Annotated in this window: 20 protein-coding genes and 1 riboswitch; of the genes, 5 read left to right on the forward strand and 15 right to left on the reverse strand. The window is 46.9% G+C overall.

Annotated features, from left to right (window positions below; translation table 11 throughout):
• Positions 1-184: 184 nt before the first annotated feature.
• Both KNO66_RS04655 and KNO66_RS04660 read left to right on the forward strand, forming a co-directional pair.
• Entirely contained in the window at positions 185-514 is a 330-nt protein-coding gene (locus KNO66_RS04655; protein ID WP_214740877.1) for a DUF485 domain-containing protein, read from the forward strand.
• Positions 511-2,070 (forward strand): solute symporter family protein, encoded by a 1,560-nt coding sequence (locus tag KNO66_RS04660; RefSeq protein WP_214740879.1) that lies wholly within the window; start codon positions 511-513, stop codon positions 2,068-2,070. The genes KNO66_RS04655 and KNO66_RS04660 overlap by 4 nt, the downstream gene beginning before the upstream one ends.
• Before the next feature lie 29 nt (positions 2,071-2,099).
• Here KNO66_RS04660 and KNO66_RS04665 read toward each other — a convergent pair whose 3' ends face one another.
• Both KNO66_RS04665 and KNO66_RS04670 read right to left on the reverse strand, forming a co-directional pair.
• Entirely contained in the window at positions 2,100-2,552 is a 453-nt protein-coding gene (locus tag KNO66_RS04665) for a CcdC family protein (protein ID WP_214742379.1), read from the reverse strand.
• 19 nt (positions 2,553-2,571) lie between these two features.
• Positions 2,572-3,270 (reverse strand): cytochrome c biogenesis CcdA family protein, encoded by a 699-nt coding sequence (locus KNO66_RS04670; protein WP_214740881.1) that lies wholly within the window; start codon positions 3,268-3,270, stop codon positions 2,572-2,574.
• A 188-nt stretch (positions 3,271-3,458) separates the two neighbouring features.
• Here KNO66_RS04670 and KNO66_RS04675 point away from each other — a divergent pair, with 188 nt between their 5' ends.
• Positions 3,459-3,641, forward strand: a complete 183-nt coding sequence (locus KNO66_RS04675; RefSeq protein ID WP_214740883.1) for an aspartyl-phosphate phosphatase Spo0E family protein — start codon at positions 3,459-3,461, stop codon at positions 3,639-3,641.
• 77 nt (positions 3,642-3,718) lie between these two features.
• Here the strand turns inward: KNO66_RS04675 and KNO66_RS04680 are convergent, their stop codons facing one another.
• From KNO66_RS04680 to KNO66_RS04710, 7 genes are all read right to left on the reverse strand, one after another.
• Entirely contained in the window at positions 3,719-5,482 is a 1,764-nt protein-coding gene (locus KNO66_RS04680; protein ID WP_214740885.1) for an ABC transporter ATP-binding protein, read from the reverse strand.
• Positions 5,472-7,226 carry an ABC transporter transmembrane domain-containing protein gene (locus tag KNO66_RS04685; protein ID WP_214742380.1) on the reverse strand — a complete coding sequence of 585 codons (1,755 nt, stop codon included), beginning with the start codon at positions 7,224-7,226 and terminating at the stop codon, positions 5,472-5,474. Before KNO66_RS04685 ends, KNO66_RS04680 begins: the two co-directional genes overlap by 11 nt.
• 125 nt (positions 7,227-7,351) lie before the next feature.
• On the reverse strand, positions 7,352-7,585 hold the full coding sequence (locus KNO66_RS04690) for a YneF family protein (protein WP_012726454.1): 234 nt from the start codon (positions 7,583-7,585) through the stop codon (positions 7,352-7,354).
• 125 nt (positions 7,586-7,710) lie between these two features.
• Complete coding sequence (gene tkt, locus KNO66_RS04695) at positions 7,711-9,702, reverse strand: transketolase (RefSeq protein ID WP_214740887.1); 1,992 nt, start codon at positions 9,700-9,702, stop codon at positions 7,711-7,713.
• Between the two features lie 199 nt (positions 9,703-9,901).
• Complete coding sequence (locus KNO66_RS04700) at positions 9,902-10,135, reverse strand: DUF896 domain-containing protein (protein ID WP_031423491.1); 234 nt, start codon at positions 10,133-10,135, stop codon at positions 9,902-9,904.
• Between the two features lie 60 nt (positions 10,136-10,195).
• Complete coding sequence (locus KNO66_RS04705) at positions 10,196-10,840, reverse strand: YneB family resolvase-like protein (protein WP_214742381.1); 645 nt, start codon at positions 10,838-10,840, stop codon at positions 10,196-10,198.
• A gap of 71 nt (positions 10,841-10,911) precedes the next feature.
• Positions 10,912-11,148 carry a hypothetical protein gene (locus KNO66_RS04710; protein WP_214740889.1) on the reverse strand — a complete coding sequence of 79 codons (237 nt, stop codon included), beginning with the start codon at positions 11,146-11,148 and terminating at the stop codon, positions 10,912-10,914.
• A 203-nt stretch (positions 11,149-11,351) separates the two neighbouring features.
• On the opposite strand from KNO66_RS04710, the gene lexA reads away from it, so the two are divergent.
• Together lexA and KNO66_RS04720 are read left to right on the forward strand one after the other, a co-directional pair.
• Complete coding sequence (lexA, locus tag KNO66_RS04715; protein WP_214740891.1) at positions 11,352-11,972, forward strand: transcriptional repressor LexA; 621 nt, start codon at positions 11,352-11,354, stop codon at positions 11,970-11,972.
• Positions 11,972-12,412, forward strand: coding sequence for a metal-binding protein (locus KNO66_RS04720; protein ID WP_214740893.1), 441 nt, complete (start codon positions 11,972-11,974; stop codon positions 12,410-12,412). The genes lexA and KNO66_RS04720 overlap by 1 nt, the downstream gene beginning before the upstream one ends.
• A 57-nt stretch (positions 12,413-12,469) precedes the next feature.
• Here the strand turns inward: KNO66_RS04720 and KNO66_RS04725 are convergent, their stop codons facing one another.
• The 6 genes from KNO66_RS04725 to hflX all read right to left on the reverse strand — a co-directional run bounded on the left by KNO66_RS04725 (position 12,470) and on the right by hflX (position 18,308).
• Positions 12,470-12,766, reverse strand: coding sequence for a cupin domain-containing protein (locus KNO66_RS04725; protein ID WP_214740895.1), 297 nt, complete (start codon positions 12,764-12,766; stop codon positions 12,470-12,472).
• A complete protein-coding gene (locus KNO66_RS04730) occupies positions 12,763-13,596 on the reverse strand; it encodes an MBL fold metallo-hydrolase (protein WP_214740897.1) in 834 nt (277 codons plus the stop codon). Before KNO66_RS04730 ends, KNO66_RS04725 begins: the two co-directional genes overlap by 4 nt.
• A gap of 51 nt (positions 13,597-13,647) precedes the next feature.
• Positions 13,648-13,749: riboswitch (guanidine-I (ykkC/yxkD leader) on the reverse strand.
• A gap of 125 nt (positions 13,750-13,874) precedes the next feature.
• A complete protein-coding gene (gene glnA / locus KNO66_RS04735; RefSeq protein ID WP_214740899.1) occupies positions 13,875-15,215 on the reverse strand; it encodes a type I glutamate--ammonia ligase in 1,341 nt (446 codons plus the stop codon).
• Between the two features lie 47 nt (positions 15,216-15,262).
• Positions 15,263-15,667 carry a MerR family transcriptional regulator gene (locus KNO66_RS04740; RefSeq protein ID WP_214692728.1) on the reverse strand — a complete coding sequence of 135 codons (405 nt, stop codon included), beginning with the start codon at positions 15,665-15,667 and terminating at the stop codon, positions 15,263-15,265.
• A 92-nt stretch (positions 15,668-15,759) separates the two neighbouring features.
• Positions 15,760-17,058, reverse strand: coding sequence for a methionine gamma-lyase family protein (locus KNO66_RS04745; RefSeq protein WP_214740901.1), 1,299 nt, complete (start codon positions 17,056-17,058; stop codon positions 15,760-15,762).
• Positions 17,059-17,060: 2 nt separating this feature from the next.
• Entirely contained in the window at positions 17,061-18,308 is a 1,248-nt protein-coding gene (gene hflX / locus KNO66_RS04750; RefSeq protein WP_214740903.1) for a GTPase HflX, read from the reverse strand.
• Positions 18,309-18,382: the final 74 nt, after the last annotated feature.

Raw genomic sequence — 18,382 nt, forward strand, 5'->3', positions numbered from 1 at the left:
TTTATTTCACTATTTATAATATCAGAATAATGTTCAATTTTTAGACAATATTGAAAACGCTTACAATAAATTGGTATGACCAATATTGATATAATTTCTCTCATTTCGACATAAAAAAAAGGAATGACTCTCCTTATTTTCACACCGCATAATAAGTCTATCTTGTAGATTAGGAGGAATCATTATGCATGATGTCACACAAGCAGCACAGACGACGAGCCACCGTTCCGCTCACTCGATCACCGAACACGAGACGTTTCATCGACTGATGCGTGAAAAAAATCGCTTCATCGTCCCAGCCATTATTTTTTCACTATTGTTCTATTTCACACTCCCTATTTTGACAAGCTATACGACTATTTTAAACACGCCGCTCATTGGAGACATCACCTGGGCTTGGGCGTTCGCCTTTTCACAGTTCATCATGACTTGGACACTTTGTGTACTGTACAGTCGTCGTGCCCGGCGCTTTGACGCGCTCGTCCAACAATTAAAAGAAGAGGTGAAATCATGAATTGGACAGCCATCGGTCTCTTTACCGCAATTGTCGGACTCACGCTTGTGATTACATATTTTGCAGCACGAAAAACGAAAACTGCTAGTGATTTTTATACGGCAGACGGCGGTTTGACCGGTTTTCAAAACGGTCTCGCTATTGCAGGTGACTACATGTCCGCCGCATCGTTCCTTGGAATCGCGGGCATGATTGCACTCGCCGGATTCGACGGCTTCTTTTATTCAATCGGCTTTCTCGTAGCGTATCTCGTCGTACTTTATCTCGTTGCTGAGCCGTTACGAAATCTCGGAAAATATACGATGGCCGATATGATCGCGGCACGTTTCAACAAGCCAAGGGTACGCGGTGTCGCCGCGATGAATGCCATTGTCATCTCTATCTTTTATATGATCGCTCAACTGGTTGGAGCAGGTGCCTTGATTGAGCTGTTACTCGGAATCCCTTATACGACAAGTGTCGTCGTCGTTGGGATCTTAATGACGGTCTATGTCGTTTTCGGCGGGATGACGGCCACCTCTTGGGTTCAAATCACAAAAGCCGTGTTGCTGATGATTGGAACGGCCATTATCTCATTTTTAGTGTTCGCACGATTCGATTTCTCAATTGCGACGATGTTCAGTGAAGTCAGTAAAGCGACACCGCTTGGTAGTGACTTCTTAAATCCTGGGAACAAGTTCAAGCTCCCTCTTGATACGATTTCCTTGAATATGGCACTCGTTCTTGGTACAGCAGGACTTCCGCATATCCTAATTCGCTTCTTTACCGTCAAAGATGCGCCAACCGCACGTCAATCAGTCGTCTATGCAACTTGGATTATCGGTGCATTTTATATCCTCACAATCTTCTTAGGTTTCGGTGCTGCCGCATTTGTCGGACGAGATGCCATCCTTGCTGCTAACCCTGCAGGTAATATGGCGGCTCCTCTTCTTGCTCAAGCACTTGGTGGTGATCTTTTGTTTGCCTTCGTTGCCGCTATTGCATTTGCTACGATTCTTGCTGTCGTGGCTGGCCTCGTCTTATCTGCTGCTTCGGCATTCGCTCATGACTTTTACGGTCATATTATCCGAAAAGGAGAAGCAACTGAGAAAGAGCAAGTGAAAGCTGCTCGAATTGCATCTGTAGCAGTCGCACTCGTATCGATGGGGCTTGCCTTCTTCGCTCAATCGATGAACGTGGCATTTCTTGTTTCTCTCGCCTTCGCTGTTGCAGCGAGTGCGAACTTGCCCGTTATTCTCTTCACAATTTTCTGGAGACGCTTCAATACAGGTGGTGCGATTTGGGGAATGGTTGTCGGTCTATTCTCTTCGTTAATTCTAGTCGCACTCAGCCCGAACCTTTGGGCACCAGATGGGTCAGCCATCTTTGTTGGAGAAGCCCTATTCCCATTATCGAATCCTGGGATTGTATCAATTCCGCTCGGCTTTATCGCTGCCATAGTCGGTACGTATCTCTCGAAATCGGATGAAGTTTCAGGGAATTACGAACGCATACTCGTCAAGGCGAACACAGGAATCGATGCCGAGACAGAAGTTGCCGTTACTACCGAACAATAAAAATGGAGTGGCTCATGGCCACTCCATTTTTATGCGGTAACGATTCGTTTATATTTTTGATACATGGCGATTCGCCAAGGTACAATCATCCCCCAGGCAATCAAATAAAACAGTCCGCCTGTAGAAAAGAGATCGACATCGTGTCCAATCCACACTTTCATCGCTGTACGAATGGCAAGAAGTGCAAAGACAACGATGAAGAATGCTTTCGATCGTGACAGATAGACTTCACCGTCCCGTTTTTCAAAATTAGAAGTTTTGATTAAGAACAGGCTGAAAATCAATCCTACCGCGAGTGCCTCAGCGACCTCCACCCATGTCAGGCGAAACGCGGGAATCAAAAATTGAATCATTCCCGTTGACATCGCAAGCGGTGGGATTAAGATTTTTTTTGCATTGGTCGGTTTCGCAGAGGCTTTCACACGTACGAAGCTTGCCACGATCCCCATGAATAACGCGATGAGAGTTGATCCCCACAACATTGACATCTCGGTCAACTCCTTAAAATCCGGTGAATCCGACAAGTTCGCTCATCCAAGCAGCGAACCGATTCATACCGTCAAAATATAATAGTACGCCGAACGCCATCATCAAATAGCCCCCGACTTTTGCAACTTTTGCACTGTTTCGCGCTAAGTACTTAATTTTACCTACAAACGCGACCATTACAAGGAAGGGAATGGCGAAACCGATGATGTACGCCAACATATAACCAAGACCTTGACTCGGGTTAGTGGCGGCCAGTGCAATCACACCCGCTAAAATCGGACCCGTACAAGGTGTCCAGCCGGCTGCAAATCCAATCCCAATTAATACAGTTCCAAAATACCCGCTTTTTCTTTCGCCGATATTCATTTTCTTTTCACGCATCATGAACTCTGGTTGCCATAGACCTGCTAAAAAGACACCAAATACGAAAATCAAGATGGCGCCGATCATGCGAAGACTGTCCTTATATTGGATAAAGACGTCTGCAATCAATGAGGTCGATAACCCGAGGACAAGAAAGACTATTGAGAATCCAAACAAGAAAGAAAATGTGTGGAACCAGGCTGTACGCTGTTTCAATCCTTCATTTTTTAATTCAGATACGGAAACCCCTGTAATATACGAAAGAAAAACCGGATATAACGGGAGCGTACATGGTGACAAAAACGATAAGACGCCCGCCCCAAATGCGAGCCATAATGTGACTTCCATGACGATTTCCACCTTTCACGACCATTATAGCGAAAACCTATTTAAATTGCTCGCATCTTTTCTTTCAGACTCCAACATCATTTTGTAATTTTTGAAATGGAAATGAAACTTGTCATCTGTAAACGGAGGTGCTAAGATTTGGATATTCTAGTTCACAATATTCTATTTTACATGATGGGGGAACGAACGTGGCAGTCACCGCAGCAGATACTCTACACCAGGCCATTGAACAAAAACGTGATGAACTGTATAAAATCGCGTCAAAGCATTCTTGGACCTCACCTGAAGTCATTTCAGTTAGCCAAGAGCTTGACTCATTAATCACTCGTCATGTCCTATCAAAACATAAAAAAAATCAACTTCATTCTTGAAACTTGACGGCTCGTCACCTTGTGTGGCGAGCTTTTCCCATGGAAAAAAGGATACCTGAATAGGCATCCTTTCCAATTCAAGACATCAGACGTTGACCGGATTGTAATTCATACATCTTTTTATACAGTCCATCTTGCTTTAATAGCTGTTGATGATTGCCCCGTTCCACAATCTCACCGCGATGCAAAACCAAAATCAAATCCGCATCTTGAATCGTCGACAGGCGATGGGCGATTGCAATCGTCGTCCGACCACGGCGCATCCGATCGAGCGCGGTCTGTACACGCTCTTCCGTTTCGGTATCAATGGAACTCGTCGCTTCATCGAGAATAAGTACTTTCGGATTACGCGCGACGGTACGGGCAAAGGCGAGCAATTGTCGCTCTCCGCTCGAGAACGTCGCTCCACGCTCTCCGACGACATGACCATAGCCAGCGTCCAACTTCTCAATGAACGAATGCGCTTGGACGAATTCAGCAGCTTCCCGTGCGCGCTCAGAATCGATGTCTGGATTGAACAATTTCAAATTCTCTTCGATTGTTCCGGTAAATAAGAATGGGTCTTGTAGGACAAGCCCGACTTGTTGACGAAGCTCTTGCTCCTCGAACTGTTCGAGCGGTTGCCCGTCAATCGTGATGCGACCTGATTCATAAGGATAAAATCGTGTCAACAAATTGATGATTGAACTTTTTCCACTCCCCGTATGCCCAACGAGGGCGACCGTCTCTCCAGGTCTCGCAACGAACGAAATCTGTTTTAATACGTCAACTTCTCCGTCGTAACTGAACGTCACATCTTCGAATCGAACTTCTCCTTCGGTGATGAGCGCTTCACCAGGCAACTGTTTACCAGGAGCCGGCTCATCCGTATCTAAAATTTTGAAGACACGGTCTGCCGATACGACCGCTTGTTGAAATTCGCTCAAACGTTGCATGATATCAAGCACCGGACGGAAAATACGTTCAATATAGCTGATAAACGCATATACGACCCCAACTTGAACCTGTTCACTCATCGAGAGTACCCCGTAATAACCGAGCAGACCGATGATGGAGAAGGCGAGAAGCAATTCGATAATCGGGCGGAGCAACATGCTATCGAGTTTTAAGTTCCGATATCGTGCCTCCTGATGTGCCTCATTCGTCTCTTCGAACTGACGAATGAGGCGCTCTTCTTGACGAAATTGTTGAATGATACCCATCCCATTGATCGATTCATTCAACTGGGCGTTGAGTTGTGACAACAAATCACGCACTTGTGCGAAATATTTCGTCGAGAAACGACGATACGCCCAAATGATGAGCCAGAAGAGAGGCAACAGGATGAGTCCCATCGTCGCGAGCGGTGGCTCCAAGATGTAGAGGAAGATATACGTCCCGATCAACTGAACAGCGGACTGAACGAACGTACTCATTACCCCTACGTATAGCTCTTTTACCGCCTCCGTATCATTCGTAATACGGGATACAAGGACGCCCGCTGGTGTGCGGTCAAAATAGGCGAGTCGCATCCCCATGACATGACGGAAGATATCCATCCGAATATTTTGGACAATCTTTAGCGCAATCTTTTGAAACGAAATCGATTGTAGATAATCAAACACGATTGCAGATACATGAAGAACCATATAGACGGCGAATAGAGCGATGACCCAGTTCGTCGGATAGACACCCGGTGTGACGAATTCATCGATGAATACTTTGATTAGAAACGGTCCTGCCAACTTTGCACCTGTCGCAATCAAGAGAAATACGAAGGCAACACTTAGCGGTTTTCCGTAACGTTTCGCGTAACTGAGCAGACGCTTGATGACTTGCCATTCTTGGACATCATGTTTCATCGTGTCCACCCCCTTCTACAATCGCTTCAAGTTGCTGACGATCATATGTCTCTCGATACCAGCCTGTCTCTTGAAGCAATGTCTCATGACGACCACGTTGAATAATATTTCCGTCCTCAATCACGAGAATCTCGTCAGCATGTTCCACGGCGGAAAGTCGATGGGCGACGATGACGCGCGCCTGGTCCGGATTGCCGACTCGGAAATGCTCGATAATCGACTCTTCCGTTTTCGCATCGACCGCAGATAACGCATCATCTAAGATCAAGACATCAGCCGCTGTCATGAGCGCCCGCGCGATAGAAATCCGTTGTTTCTGACCACCTGATAATGTGACCCCGCGTTCACCGACGAGTGTCGCATATCCTTCCGGAAGTCGAATGATGTCTTCATGTACTTCAGCGACTTTCGCCGCCTCGATGATTTCTTCCATGCTCGCTTCAGGTCTTCCGAACGCGATATTGTTCGCAATCGAATCCGAGAATAAAAAGTGGTCTTGTGGTACGACCGCAATCTTATCCATCAGAAGCGACTTTTTCACTTGGCGGATGTTGATCCCGCCGATTGTAATCTTTCCATCTTTCACATCATACTCACGCGTCAACAGACGGACAATCGTCGTCTTCCCTGCACCTGTCCTGCCGACAATCCCGATTGTTTTTCCACGTTCAATCCGAAAATGGACATTATGGAGCACAACGGTCTCGTCATAGGCGAAGTTTCGAATATCGACTTCGACCTCTGAATGAGAAAGGGTCGTCGCAGCCATGCGGTCGTCTTGAATCTCAGGTTTGACGGCGAGCATCCGCTCAATCCGGTCGTAAGACGCGCGACCACGCTCCACGATGTTAAACAACCATCCAAACGCTAACATCGGCCACGTCAAAAGTGCCAAATAAGCTGTGAAGCTGACAATCTGTCCAATCGTCAATTCACCTTGTTCAATCAGGACGGCTCCATACCCAACCGAGAGGATATAAGAGAGTCCGACAATTCCAAAGATGGTCGGATCGTATAAGGCGTCAATCTTCGCGACTCGTACGTTTTTTGCCATCACCTCACTCGATAAGTTCTCAAACGATTCCACATCCCGGTCGACTTCCCCCGTCGACTTTAAGACACGGACACCACTGACACTTTCCTGTACTTTGTCATTCAATTCTGAAAATGCCGCTTGGGCGACCCCGAATCGGCTATGTAACATCTTTCCATACCGCGTCGTCAAAGCGACCATGACTGGTAACGGTAGCAAAGCGACGAGCGTCAACTTCCAACTGATTGTCGTAATCATCGTGATGATGACGAACGTCCCGAGTGTCACGCTATCGACGAGCGTCAAAATCCCCGCCCCCGCCGTCATCGATACGGCTTGTACATCATTTGTCGCGTGGGCCATCAAATCCCCGACCCGTGACTTTTTATAAAACCGTTGATCAAGATCTGTGAAATGTCGGTATAGTTGGCTCCGAAGCATTCTTCCTAGTCGAATCGACGCGCCGAAGATAAAATAGCGCCAAAAGAAGCGAGCGATATAATTACCAACCCCAACGGCAGCAAGTCCCCCGAGTAACAACCAAAGCGTGTTTGACGATAGCGAACCACGGTTGATCTCATCGACGATCCGTCCGATAATGCGTGGTGGAATCAGTTCTAGGCCAGCCACGAAGATCAGTAAGACAATGCCGAGCGCGTAGGTCTTCCACTCAAGACGCAAAAACCAAGATAACTGTTTAAATACACGAATGTGAAACGCCCCCCTTTGTCTTTAGATAAAGATTATTCATTAATCGTAGCGAAAGTTTGTTCGATTGTCTAACAAAAAGAGGAAACAAAAAAGCACTTCGGGAACCGAAGTGCTTTCGTGATTGATTATGATTTCTTTTCGTTTTTCATCTGCACGTTCATGGCGCGCATCACTTGGTTGACTTTCTTCTGTGATGGCTTTTGACCCATCTGCATCATCAACGTACGAATCATATCTTCATTGATTGGCGGGTTCTGTTCAAGGTAGTTCATCATGTATTTACGCGCGATGAAGAATCCGATCGCGATCCCCCCGATGAGTGCTGCCACGACAAGAAGAATCCAGAATAATGTACTCAAGGCTTTACCTCCTCTACCATATGAAACATCGTTTTTTACTATACACTAAATTGCGCAACTTCGCTAGTCGTCCAGAAAAAAAGTGACGGCCAAATGAATGGCCGTCACAACAATCTAACATGAGATTAAAGTGATTTTACTGCATTGACGACGTTGTCGACTGACATGCCGTACTCTTTCATGAGGAGGTCTCCCGGTGCAGATGCTCCGAACTTGTCGATTCCGAGTACTTTACCACCGAATCCTACATATTTGTACCATCCAAGTGTCGCACCCGCTTCAAGCGATACGCGTTTCGTCACTGAAGATGGAAGGACAGACTCTTTATATTCTGCAGATTGCGCTTCGAAGAGTTCCCATGATGGCATCGAGATGACTGCCGCTTTCACGCCTTCTGACGCGAGTTGCTCGCGCGCTTCGACGAGGACATGTACTTCTGAACCTGTACCGAGCAAGAGAACGTCTGCATCTTTCGATTCACCTGCAACGACGTAAGCTCCTTTTGCTGCCGTTTCAACAGATGTGCCTTCGAGTTCTGGTAACGCTTGACGAGTCAAGACGAGAAGTGAAGGAGTCGTTTTCGATGTCACCGCTTGTTTCCAAGCTGCAATCGTTTCTTTGCCGTCAGCAGGACGAAGAACTGAGAGGTTCGGCATCGCGCGGAAGCTCATCAAATGCTCGACCGGCTCGTGCGTTGGACCATCTTCACCGACTGCGATTGAGTCGTGCGTCAAGATGAACGTTGATGGAAGTCCCATAAGTGCTGCGAGACGAACTGCAGGACGAAGGTAATCTGAGAAGACGAAGAACGTTGCACCGTAAGGAAGCACACCACCATGAAGGGCCATACCGTTCACAGCCGCTGCCATCGCGAACTCACGAACCCCGAACCAGATGTTACGGCCAGCTGGATCTTCATCGAAGTCCACTGCACCTTTGATCATCGAGTTGTTCGACCCGGCAAGGTCAGCCGACCCACCGAAGAGTGTCGGTACTGCTTTTGCGATCGCGTTCAACACTTCACCGCTCGTTTGACGTGTTGCTTTTTTCGAACCGATTTCGAATGTCGGCAACTCGCTATCCCAACCTTCAGGAAGCTCATTGTTCATTGCACGCTCGAACTGTGCACCGAGTTCTGGGTGTGCCGCTTTATATGCTTCTACGAGCTCGTTCCAGTCTGACTCATATTTCGCGCCAGGCTCGACAACTTTCTCGTTAAACAAGTCATATACTTCGCTTGGTACGTAGAATGACTCGCCTTCCCATTTATAGAACTGTTTCGTCAATTCGATTTCAGCATCTCCAAGTGGAGCACCGTGTGATGCCGATTTACCTGATTTGTTCGGTGAACCGAATCCGATGACCGTTTTCACTTCGATCAATGTCGGTTTTGACGTTTCAGCTTTTGCTGCATCGATTGCTTTTGCGATTGAATCAATATCTGTTCCATCTTCGACACGAATGACTTGCCATCCGTACGCATTGAAACGGTCTTCTACGCTTTCAGAGAATGACTTATGAAGGTCGCCATCGAGAGAGATGTCGTTTGAATCGTAAAGAACGACGAGTTTACCGAGCTTTAAGTGACCTGCGAGTGAAGCCGCCTCAGCAGATACACCTTCCATCAAGTCTCCGTCTCCGCAAATACCGAACGTATAGTGGTCAACGACGTTGAACTCGTCACGGTTGTAAGTCGCTTCTAAATGTTTCTCAGCCATGGCCATCCCGACAGCCATCGCAATCCCTTGTCCAAGTGGTCCCGTTGTCGCATCTACCCCAGCCGTGTGGCGGTATTCAGGGTGACCAGGTGTCTTCGAGTCCATTTGACGGAATGATTTCAAATCGTCCATCGACAAATCATAGCCAGACAAGTGAAGGAGCGAATACAAGAGCATCGATCCATGACCCGCTGAAAGCACGAAACGGTCACGGTTGAACCAGTTCGGGTTTTTCGGGTTGTGACGCATTTTATCCGTCCAAAGTGTAAACGCCATCGGGGCAGCCCCCATCGGCATCCCTGGGTGACCAGAGTTCGCTTTTTGGACCGCATCAATTGAGAGCGTCCGAATCGAGTTAATCGCTAATAATTCTTTAGTAGTTGTTTCCACTAATTTCATCCTCTCTGTGTTAAGAAGGTTTTCTACCCGTCATATTTTATCACACTCAATCGTGTGTCACAACTAATTAATTAGTATAACACATTTGATGAAATCGTTTCCTTCTATTGAATAAAATAGCGTGTAATCCGTTCGTCTGATGCGTGTTCGTGTATAACAAAAATGCACATCCTATACGAAATAGGATGTGCATTCAGTATCACTCACCGCGATAGCGTTTTTGATCTTCTTTCAACTTCTCTGGGGTAACGTCGTTTCCATCTGGGTCGACGACTTTCATCCCCATCATTTGTGATTTGAACGACTGACGAAACGCTTTCAAATATTCTTGACGCAAGTCCTGTTGTTCGTTCATTTCTTCTTGAGACAGTCCTTCTGTCTTCGCTTTGTTGGCGAGGAAATTGATTCGCTCCAATTGTCCTGGTGCTAACATCCGACTCGCCCCCTCTCTAGTGAATTTGTTCTTATACTTTACAAAATCAGAGAGGAAGAATCAAGTTTCAGCAACTGACTGGTGTTCGAGATATCGTCGATTGACCGTTGCTTTCGAGACTTCATAGCCAAATCCTCGAAGTGTCGCCGCAATCTCAGCGAACGTCAAGCCACGCTCGCGCAATTGAATAATCTCTTCGATCGGAACTTCGATTCGATGTCGCCCGCCTTGATCATTACTTTGAATGTTACGTTGTGGGTTGAATCCGTTAGCGACCGCACGACGCATCCCACGAGAAATTTTTGCGTTATGAATCTTACGCTGATACTCTTCGACAACACTGACAATCTCCAATACCATTTTCTCGGCATCGGAAACGACATAGTCCGACGTCGACTGCATCGTCAGCAATCGAACGTCATGCTTCATTAATGTATGCAAAATCGCAATCTTGGCATTGCCTCGTCCTAAACGGCTGTCGTCCGTGACGAGAACGGCATCCAGTTGCGAAGTGGATACATGGTCAAGCAAATCGAGTAACCCTTGTCGGTTCACTTCATAGCCACTTTCTTGCTCAGTGATGACATCAATAACGTCGGCCCCTAATCGAGAAGCCAATTCCTGTAATTCTTCGACTTGCCGACTGAGTGATGTCTCTTGGGTAGACTTGTTCGTCGATACCCGACAATAGATGACGACTCGCATCGCATCACTCCCTTTCATCGCATTCATTTCTTACGATACACAGTTCGTAAACCGTTCGCAATGAAGAACGATCACTCAGCGGCATACCATTTCATTTTTCGTTCATTATGCGCTTCGCGCTCAGCCATAATCTGTGCTTCGAGTGATTCCGCTTCGACGTATGCGACCTCTTCTTCAATCGTCCGCTCTGTCGTGACGACCGGATCGACAACCTTTGGTTCCCCTCGCATTTCCCCAGCCAAATAAAAGGCGAACATCCCGACCAAGAGCATCCCGACTAAAATGATTCCGTTGAGTGTATCTTTCATGATTGCATTGCCTCCTGTATAAGAATATATGTTCGTTAGAACGTTTGTTCGTTTATCTGTTCTCATCATAAAACAAGAACCCGTGTTCGGTCAACATAAAAAAACGAACGAATGTTTGTACGCTCATGTGTTCTTGTGTTACACTAGACACATAAAGAATAGGATGCGATTGCAGGTTATTCGATTATATCGAGGTGAACATAATGAAGAAAATGTCAGCGCGACAACAACAGATTCTTGATTTCATCAAAGACGAAGTACGGGCAAAAGGTTATCCGCCTTCTGTTCGTGAAATTGGTGAAGCCGTCGGTCTAGCATCTAGTTCGACCGTCCACGGTCACCTAGATCGTTTAGAGAAGCGCGGTTTGATTCGTCGAGACAAGACGAAGCCTCGCGCGATTGAAATTTTAACTGACGACATGCCGTCAATGGAAGAACAAGAGTCCGTCATGTACGTACCGGTCATCGGGAAAGTCACTGCCGGGACACCGATCACCGCCATCGAGAACGTGGAAGAACACTTCCCGCTCCCGGCACATATCGTCGGTTCAGATAATGTATACATGTTGTCTGTCTCTGGGGATTCGATGATCAACGCAGGCATCTTGGACGGGGACCGGGTTCTCGTCCGCCAGCAGAGCACGGCCGACAATGGAGAGATTGTCGTTGCTATGACGGAAGAAGGCGAAGCGACCGTGAAACGGATTTACAAGGAAGCTTCAAAGGTCCGCCTTCAACCGGAGAACGACGAGTTAGAAGCGATGTATTTTGACAACGTCTCGATTTTAGGGAAGGTTATCGGTGTATACCGGACGATTCATTAATGGCTAGTGGCAAGACCCATACCCGAACGAATCTCGTGGCAACCGGCGCACTTGCGGTTGCCACGCCTTTTCTTGAAATCGATGTTCCGTTCGCATTAATCATCGGTGCCATCATCGGTACACTCTGGCTCTCCCCGGACCTTGATTTAAAATCAGACGCCTATTATCGATGGGGACCACTCAAATTGATCTGGCTCCCTTACGTAAAGTTTATGCCGCACCGTTCGCTCTTCTCGCACTTACCTGGTTTGAGTGATGTGATTCGGATTGCATATATCGGCTTTCCACTCGTGCTGACCTTGCCCTTCACGGCATACGAAGAGGCAATCCGCTCATGGGTTGACATTCATGGCTTGTCTTTCTTTTTAGGGCTCGTGTTTGCGACAACGCTGCATACAATGCTCGACTATACATCGACATTTATAAAAAAAGCATTCTGAACAATCGAAAGGCGATTTCCCCTCATACGGAGAAAATCGCCTTTTATCGTACATTGTTTATCCGAACGCCACTAGTACAACGGCATTACTCTCTGCTCCAAACCGGTGTTCAACCCCTTTTGGAATCGTCACCATATGACCCTCTGGAACGATCAGAGACTCGGTCTTTGTCTCGATTGAAAAACCACCCTGAAATGCGATAATGATTTCTTCATTAGAGTCATGCACTTCATATGGATAAGATTGATTTCTCAAATGAATCATAATCAAGCTACCTGCATCTATTTTCTTTAATTCATAATCTTGATCAATTTCAAGGGATCTCCCTAACTTTTTCAAATCAACTACTTTCATAGTTGTACACCTCTTTCAAGACACTCCTGCCTTACAATATCCACGTTCCCTTCATGACATTCTCTCGTAAATGACGATGGATACTTCATCTCTTCTCCTAATGCGATGATTGCCTCATTATCGTTTTGTTCTACCGAACGAACCAAACGTTTTATATAGCTACGCGCCATCTCAAGTCGAGCCAACATAGCACCCGTGTCAGTTGTGAATTCACCGTGACTCGGAATGAGAAGTGTAATGTTGCGATTTTTTATAATCACTTCGGCTTTATCTAACGTATTCAAGTATGCAGATGATTGATCAAATATATATGGCAACTCAAAATCAGATAAATAATCTCCCGCAATCCAAATCCCTTGAGGTTCGATGATTGCAAACAATCCGTCGTGCGTATGACCGGGCGCTAAATAGAACGTGATCGTCGTCTCACCCAACTTCAATTGTTGACCGTCTTCTCTAATGACACAATCAAGTTCTGGAAACTGAATATCATACGGGCGATCGATATAGTATTCATTGTCAAATTGTTTGATGAGATTGAGTTTATATTGCTTTCTCGGATGATGTTTCATGCCCTCACTTCCAATTACAATCGCATCCGGAAAGGCACCATAACCAATAATATGATCGAAATCCCCGTGCGTGAACAACAAGTATAGCGTTCGTCCTGCTCGACTCTTTTCAATATCTTTTTTTATTTCCTCAATTTCAATCGGTAACCATGTCGGATCGACAAGAAGTATAAAATCCTCTCCTTCAACAATCGTGCTCGTCGTTTTCCACAGAGCACTCTGATAGATTTTGACCGATTCACTCTCAAATTGCTTCATATCCCTTTCACTCCTTAAAAAAAATAAGCCTGGGAGATATCTCAATCAGATATCTCCCAGGCTTTTATCCTTCCGTGTATACAGTATATGCTACTGTACGTTCCCTCTCGGACCAGAACCATTTCAAAATGCGGAACCCTAGAGAACTTTAACAATATTTTTTTATAATTATACGATTCAATTCATTAATTTTCAATTATAACTTTTCATTTAACCAAAAAACTCTTGCCGACTGCTTCTGAATGAAGTGTCCGACAAGAGTCGATGAATCTAATAGATTAGTAGAGCGTCATGTACTGATCGCGTTCCCACTCCGTTACTTGCATACGGAACATATCCCACTCGATTTCTTTCAATTCGAGGAAGTGTTCGCCGATATGCTCACCGAGTGATTCCATCACGACTTTGTCCGCACGAAGGACTTCGAGTGCGTCGAAGAGCGTTGCTGGAAGATCGTCGATTCCGTTCGCAACACGCTCTGGCTTGTCCATCACGTAGATGTTGCTGTCGATTGGTTTAGGTGCATTCAAATCTTTTTCGATTCCGTCAAGACCTGAAGCCAAGAGAGCAGCAAGTGCAAGGTACGGGTTCGCTGCTGGGTCAACCGAACGTACTTCGATACGAGTCGAGAGACCACGTGCCGCTGGTACACGTACGAGTGGTGAACGGTTGCGTGCACTCCATGCAACATAGCAAGGTGCTTCGTAACCAGGTACGAGACGCTTGTATGAGTTCACAGTCGGGTTACATACTGCTGTGAACGCACGAGCGTGCTCCAAGATACCAGCCGTGAACGCGCGTGCTGTGTCCGAAAGTTCCATGTCACCATTTGGATCGTAGAAGACGTTTGAGTCACCTTTGAAGAGTGACATGTTCGCGTGCATTCCTGAACCGTTTACACCAAAGAGTGGTTTTGGCATGAATGTCGCGTGAAGACCATACTTCGCTGCAATCGTCTTGACGACGAGCTTGAACGTTTGGATGTTATCTGCCGTTGTGACAGCATCCGCGTATTTGAAGTCGATTTCGTGTTGTCCTGGTGCAACTTCGTGGTGTGATGCTTCGATTTCAAAGCCCATGTTTTCAAGTTCGATGACGATTTCTTTACGGCAGTTTTCACCGAGGTCAACTGGCGCCAAGTCGAAGTATCCACCTTGGTCGTTGAGCTCAAGTGTCGGACGACCTGATGCGTCTTTCTTGAACAAGAAGAATTCTGGCTCTGGTCCAACGTTGAACGCTGAGAAGCCAAGTTTTTGCATCTTCTCAAGGTTGCGCTTGAGAGTACCGCGCGGGTCACCGCTGAATGGTGTACCGTCTGGGTTATAAATATCACAAATTAAGCGAGCGACTTTTCCGCTGCCATCTGTCCACGGGAAGACAACCCATGTGTTGAGGTCTGGATATAAGTACATGTCTGATTCCTCGATGCGGACGAATCCTTCGATTGACGATCCGTCAAACATCATCTTGTTATCAAGTGCTTTGTCCAATTGGCTGATCGGCACCTCGACGTTTTTGATTGTTCCGAGGATGTCCGTGAATTGAAGACGAATAAAGCGTACGTCTTCCTCTTGTGCGATGCGTTTAATGTCTTCTTTTGTGAACGTTTTTCTGGCCATGGTAAAATGTCCCCTCTCACATTGCGTAATGGTTGATGTGTGCGGCGTTATCGATAAAAACGTGAAAGCTCACCTTGAATGAGCGACGTCTTATTGAAACGACCGGCTTCTTGAAGCTGTGTTTTCAACAAATGATGTAACTCTTTTTCCGAAACCTTCGGTGCTTCATTGACCGGTGCGGCAGGAGCAGATGCTTCCGCTTCTTTTTCACCTTCTTGCTCTAACATGTGGCGAATCGCCGCCAAATTAAAGCCTTGGTCAATGTAATCCTTGATTGCGAGTAGACGTTCGACATCATTAAAGGAATAAAGTCGTCGTTTCGATTCCGTCCGACTAGGCGAAATCAGACCCTGTTCTTCGTAATACCGAATCTGCCTACCTGTCAATTGCGTCAGATCTTGGACGATTCCAATCGGAAACAACGGGTTGGAGCGACGAAATTGATCGGCCATCCTTACCCCTCCTTTTCTGTCTCACAATGTGAGAATAATATATGACAACAATCCTGTCAATAGATGTTAAGAAAGTTAACATGACAGATTGGTTACAAATGTGTCGGCTGATTTTGGTCTTTGAATTCGACCAATCCTTTACCGTGTAATTGGCTCAACGCCAACATAAGAGCGACTTTTACGTGAGCATACGTCAGACCACCTTGGACGTAAGCTGTGTACGGTGCCCGAAGCGGACCGTCGGCAGACAGTTCGATGGAAGACCCTTGAATAAATGTCCCAGCCGCCATGATGACGTCATCTTCATAGCCTGGCATATAGGCCGGTACTGGCAACGCATGGGCATTCACTGGTGATGCCATTTGGATACTCTGACAAAACGCAATCATCTTGTCACGGTCACGGAACGTCACCGACTGAATCAAGTCCGTTCTTGGAGTCGAATAGTGTGGATCAGTTTCAAATCCAATCAACGACAATAGACTTGCCGTCAAATGCGCCCCTTTTAATGCCTGTGCGACTGTATGAGGTGCCATATAGAAGCCTTGATACATCTCTTGAAGCGAATAGAGTGATGGTCCGGCTTCACTTCCGATCCCTGGAGTCGTCATTCGGAACGAACAGCGTTCAATCAACTCTTTCGTACCAGCGATATAACCGCCTGTCTTCGCCAATCCACCACCCGGATTTTTAATGAGAGAACCGGCCATCAAGTCGGCTCCGACGTGCGTCGGTTCAATCGTCTCGACAAATTCACCGTAGCAATTGTCCACGAACACATACACATGCGGATGCGCCGCTTTGATGCGTTCGATGGCAATCTTGATTTCTTCTACTGGAATACTGCGACGATTCGCATATCCTTTCGAGCGCTGAATCCCAACGAGTTTCGTCTCCGGACGAATCCGTTCGATGACGCGGTCGATGTCGATTTCACGTTCCTCTTTTAATTCGACAGTATCGTAAAGGACACCGAGTTCTTTCAGAGAACCGCGACCATCGCCTCGGATGCCGACGATCTCCTCGAGCGTGTCATACGGTTTCCCTGTGATATAGAGCAGTTCATCACCTGGTAGCAGGACACCGAACAGGGCAATCCCGATTGCATGGGTACCCGAGATGATTTGCGGTCGACATAATGCGAGCTCTGCTCCGAACACGTCCGCATAAATCGATTCGAGCGTGTCCCGACCGAGATCATCATATCCATATCCCGTCGTCGGATTAAAATGAAAGTCCGATACTTTATGCTTTTTAAACGATTCCAGGACGCGATACTGGTTGAATTCGGCTGTTTCTTCTATCTTTTCAAAAAACGGTTTGACCCGCGCCTCTGCTTTTTTCACGAACGGCGCGAGTGCATCATAATGTTCAATCTTTTCTTGCCACATACTTACACCTCAAATTGTTTTAGCGTCGCGTATAGACGCGTGTCTTCTCTCATGTAACCTACTAATTCGACTGATCCGTCATCTAAAAAGTTCTCTTCAAGACGATACATTGCCTCTTTGGCCGGGTGGTAATGTTCAAAAGCCGTCACCGGGAGAATGACGTGGACTTTTGTCAAAATGTCCGCAATCTTATCCTCGAGAGCACCTGTCAACGTCACGATATCTTCCGATGCGATTGCCGAAATCAACAGCGGCCCGCCGACGAAGTCTTCCGTGAGACGGTCTTTCTTATTATATACCTCGAGCTGAGGCACCTCACTCGCACCGAGTTCTTCCAATACCGCATTCGTCGTATCGATTTGGTTCAAATAATGTGGGTTCGACGCATCAATGACATGAAGGATCAAGTCGGCACCGACTACTTCTTCCAACGTCGAACGGAAGGCTGCAACGAGTTTCGTCGGCAAGTCACGGATGAATCCGACCGTATCGGTAATCAATATTTTTCCGCCGCGTGGAAGTTCGAGTTCACGCGTCAACGGGTCGAGCGTCGCGAACAGTTCATCCTGCTCGTACGTGTCGGCATCGGTCAATCGGTTAAAGATTGTCGACTTCCCAGCATTCGTATACCCGACGAGCGCGACCTGGAATACGCGATTTTCTTTCCGACGTTCCCGGTAGCGGTCCCGGTGTGCGACCGTTCCTTCAAGTTGTTTCGATATCTCATCGATACGACGCTTGATGTGGCGACGGTCCGACTCAAGTTTTGTCTCACCCGGTCCACGCGTCCCGATTCCACCACCGAGTCGCGAGAGCTGTGTCCCTTGTCCGATGAGACGTGGTAGTAAATAGTTCATCTGCGCGAGTTCGACCTGCAATTTCCCTTCACGCGATTGCGCACGGCTCGCAAAGATGTCCAAGATGAGCTGCGTGCGGTCGATTAGCTTCATCTCATCCGGGTCGTTCAAGGCGATGCGAATGTTCTTCGACTGCGCCGGAGTCAATTCGGCGTTGAAGATTAACAAGTCCGGCTCGAACTGTTCGACGAGCATCGCGAGCTCTTCAATTTTTCCTTTCCCGATAAAGGTACGACGGTCGACTTGTTGACGCTTTTGGTCGAGTCGTGCGACGACCTCACCTTGCGCCGTATCCACGAGTTCGACGAGCTCGCCCATCGACTGTTCATATGTCCAATCATCGACATTCGGTAACTGACAGCCGACGATGACAACTTTTTCACGTTCTATCATGTAATCCCTCATTCCATAAAGTCTCACCTTTCATCTTACCACGAATCAACGTATAGAGAACGTCCGTTTGTGGT

Source organism: Exiguobacterium sp. s48 (assembly GCF_018617395.1).
GTDB lineage: Bacteria > Bacillota > Bacilli > Exiguobacteriales > Exiguobacteriaceae > Exiguobacterium.

Excerpts from the sequence above, each read along its gene's own strand:
- KNO66_RS04655 (WP_214740877.1), top strand. The coding sequence starts at position 185 with ATGCATGATGTCACACAAGCAGCACAGACGACGAGCCACCGTTCCGCT.
- KNO66_RS04660 (WP_214740879.1), top strand. The coding sequence starts at position 511 with ATGAATTGGACAGCCATCGGTCTCTTTACCGCAATTGTCGGACTCACG.
- KNO66_RS04665 (WP_214742379.1), bottom strand. The coding sequence starts at position 2,552 with ATGTTGTGGGGATCAACTCTCATCGCGTTATTCATGGGGATCGTGGCA.
- KNO66_RS04670 (WP_214740881.1), bottom strand. The coding sequence starts at position 3,270 with ATGGAAGTCACATTATGGCTCGCATTTGGGGCGGGCGTCTTATCGTTT.
- KNO66_RS04680 (WP_214740885.1), bottom strand. The coding sequence starts at position 5,482 with ATGAAACATGATGTCCAAGAATGGCAAGTCATCAAGCGTCTGCTCAGT.
- tkt (WP_214740887.1), bottom strand. The coding sequence starts at position 9,702 with ATGAAATTAGTGGAAACAACTACTAAAGAATTATTAGCGATTAACTCG.
- KNO66_RS04700 (WP_031423491.1), bottom strand. The coding sequence starts at position 10,135 with ATGTTAGCACCAGGACAATTGGAGCGAATCAATTTCCTCGCCAACAAA.
- KNO66_RS04705 (WP_214742381.1), bottom strand. The coding sequence starts at position 10,840 with ATGCGAGTCGTCATCTATTGTCGGGTATCGACGAACAAGTCTACCCAA.
- KNO66_RS04710 (WP_214740889.1), bottom strand. The coding sequence starts at position 11,148 with ATGAAAGATACACTCAACGGAATCATTTTAGTCGGGATGCTCTTGGTC.
- lexA (WP_214740891.1), top strand. The coding sequence starts at position 11,352 with ATGAAGAAAATGTCAGCGCGACAACAACAGATTCTTGATTTCATCAAA.
- KNO66_RS04720 (WP_214740893.1), top strand. The coding sequence starts at position 11,972 with ATGGCTAGTGGCAAGACCCATACCCGAACGAATCTCGTGGCAACCGGC.
- KNO66_RS04725 (WP_214740895.1), bottom strand. The coding sequence starts at position 12,766 with ATGAAAGTAGTTGATTTGAAAAAGTTAGGGAGATCCCTTGAAATTGAT.
- KNO66_RS04730 (WP_214740897.1), bottom strand. The coding sequence starts at position 13,596 with ATGAAGCAATTTGAGAGTGAATCGGTCAAAATCTATCAGAGTGCTCTG.
- glnA (WP_214740899.1), bottom strand. The coding sequence starts at position 15,215 with ATGGCCAGAAAAACGTTCACAAAAGAAGACATTAAACGCATCGCACAA.
- KNO66_RS04740 (WP_214692728.1), bottom strand. The coding sequence starts at position 15,667 with ATGGCCGATCAATTTCGTCGCTCCAACCCGTTGTTTCCGATTGGAATC.
- KNO66_RS04745 (WP_214740901.1), bottom strand. The coding sequence starts at position 17,058 with ATGTGGCAAGAAAAGATTGAACATTATGATGCACTCGCGCCGTTCGTG.
- hflX (WP_214740903.1), bottom strand. The coding sequence starts at position 18,308 with ATGATAGAACGTGAAAAAGTTGTCATCGTCGGCTGTCAGTTACCGAAT.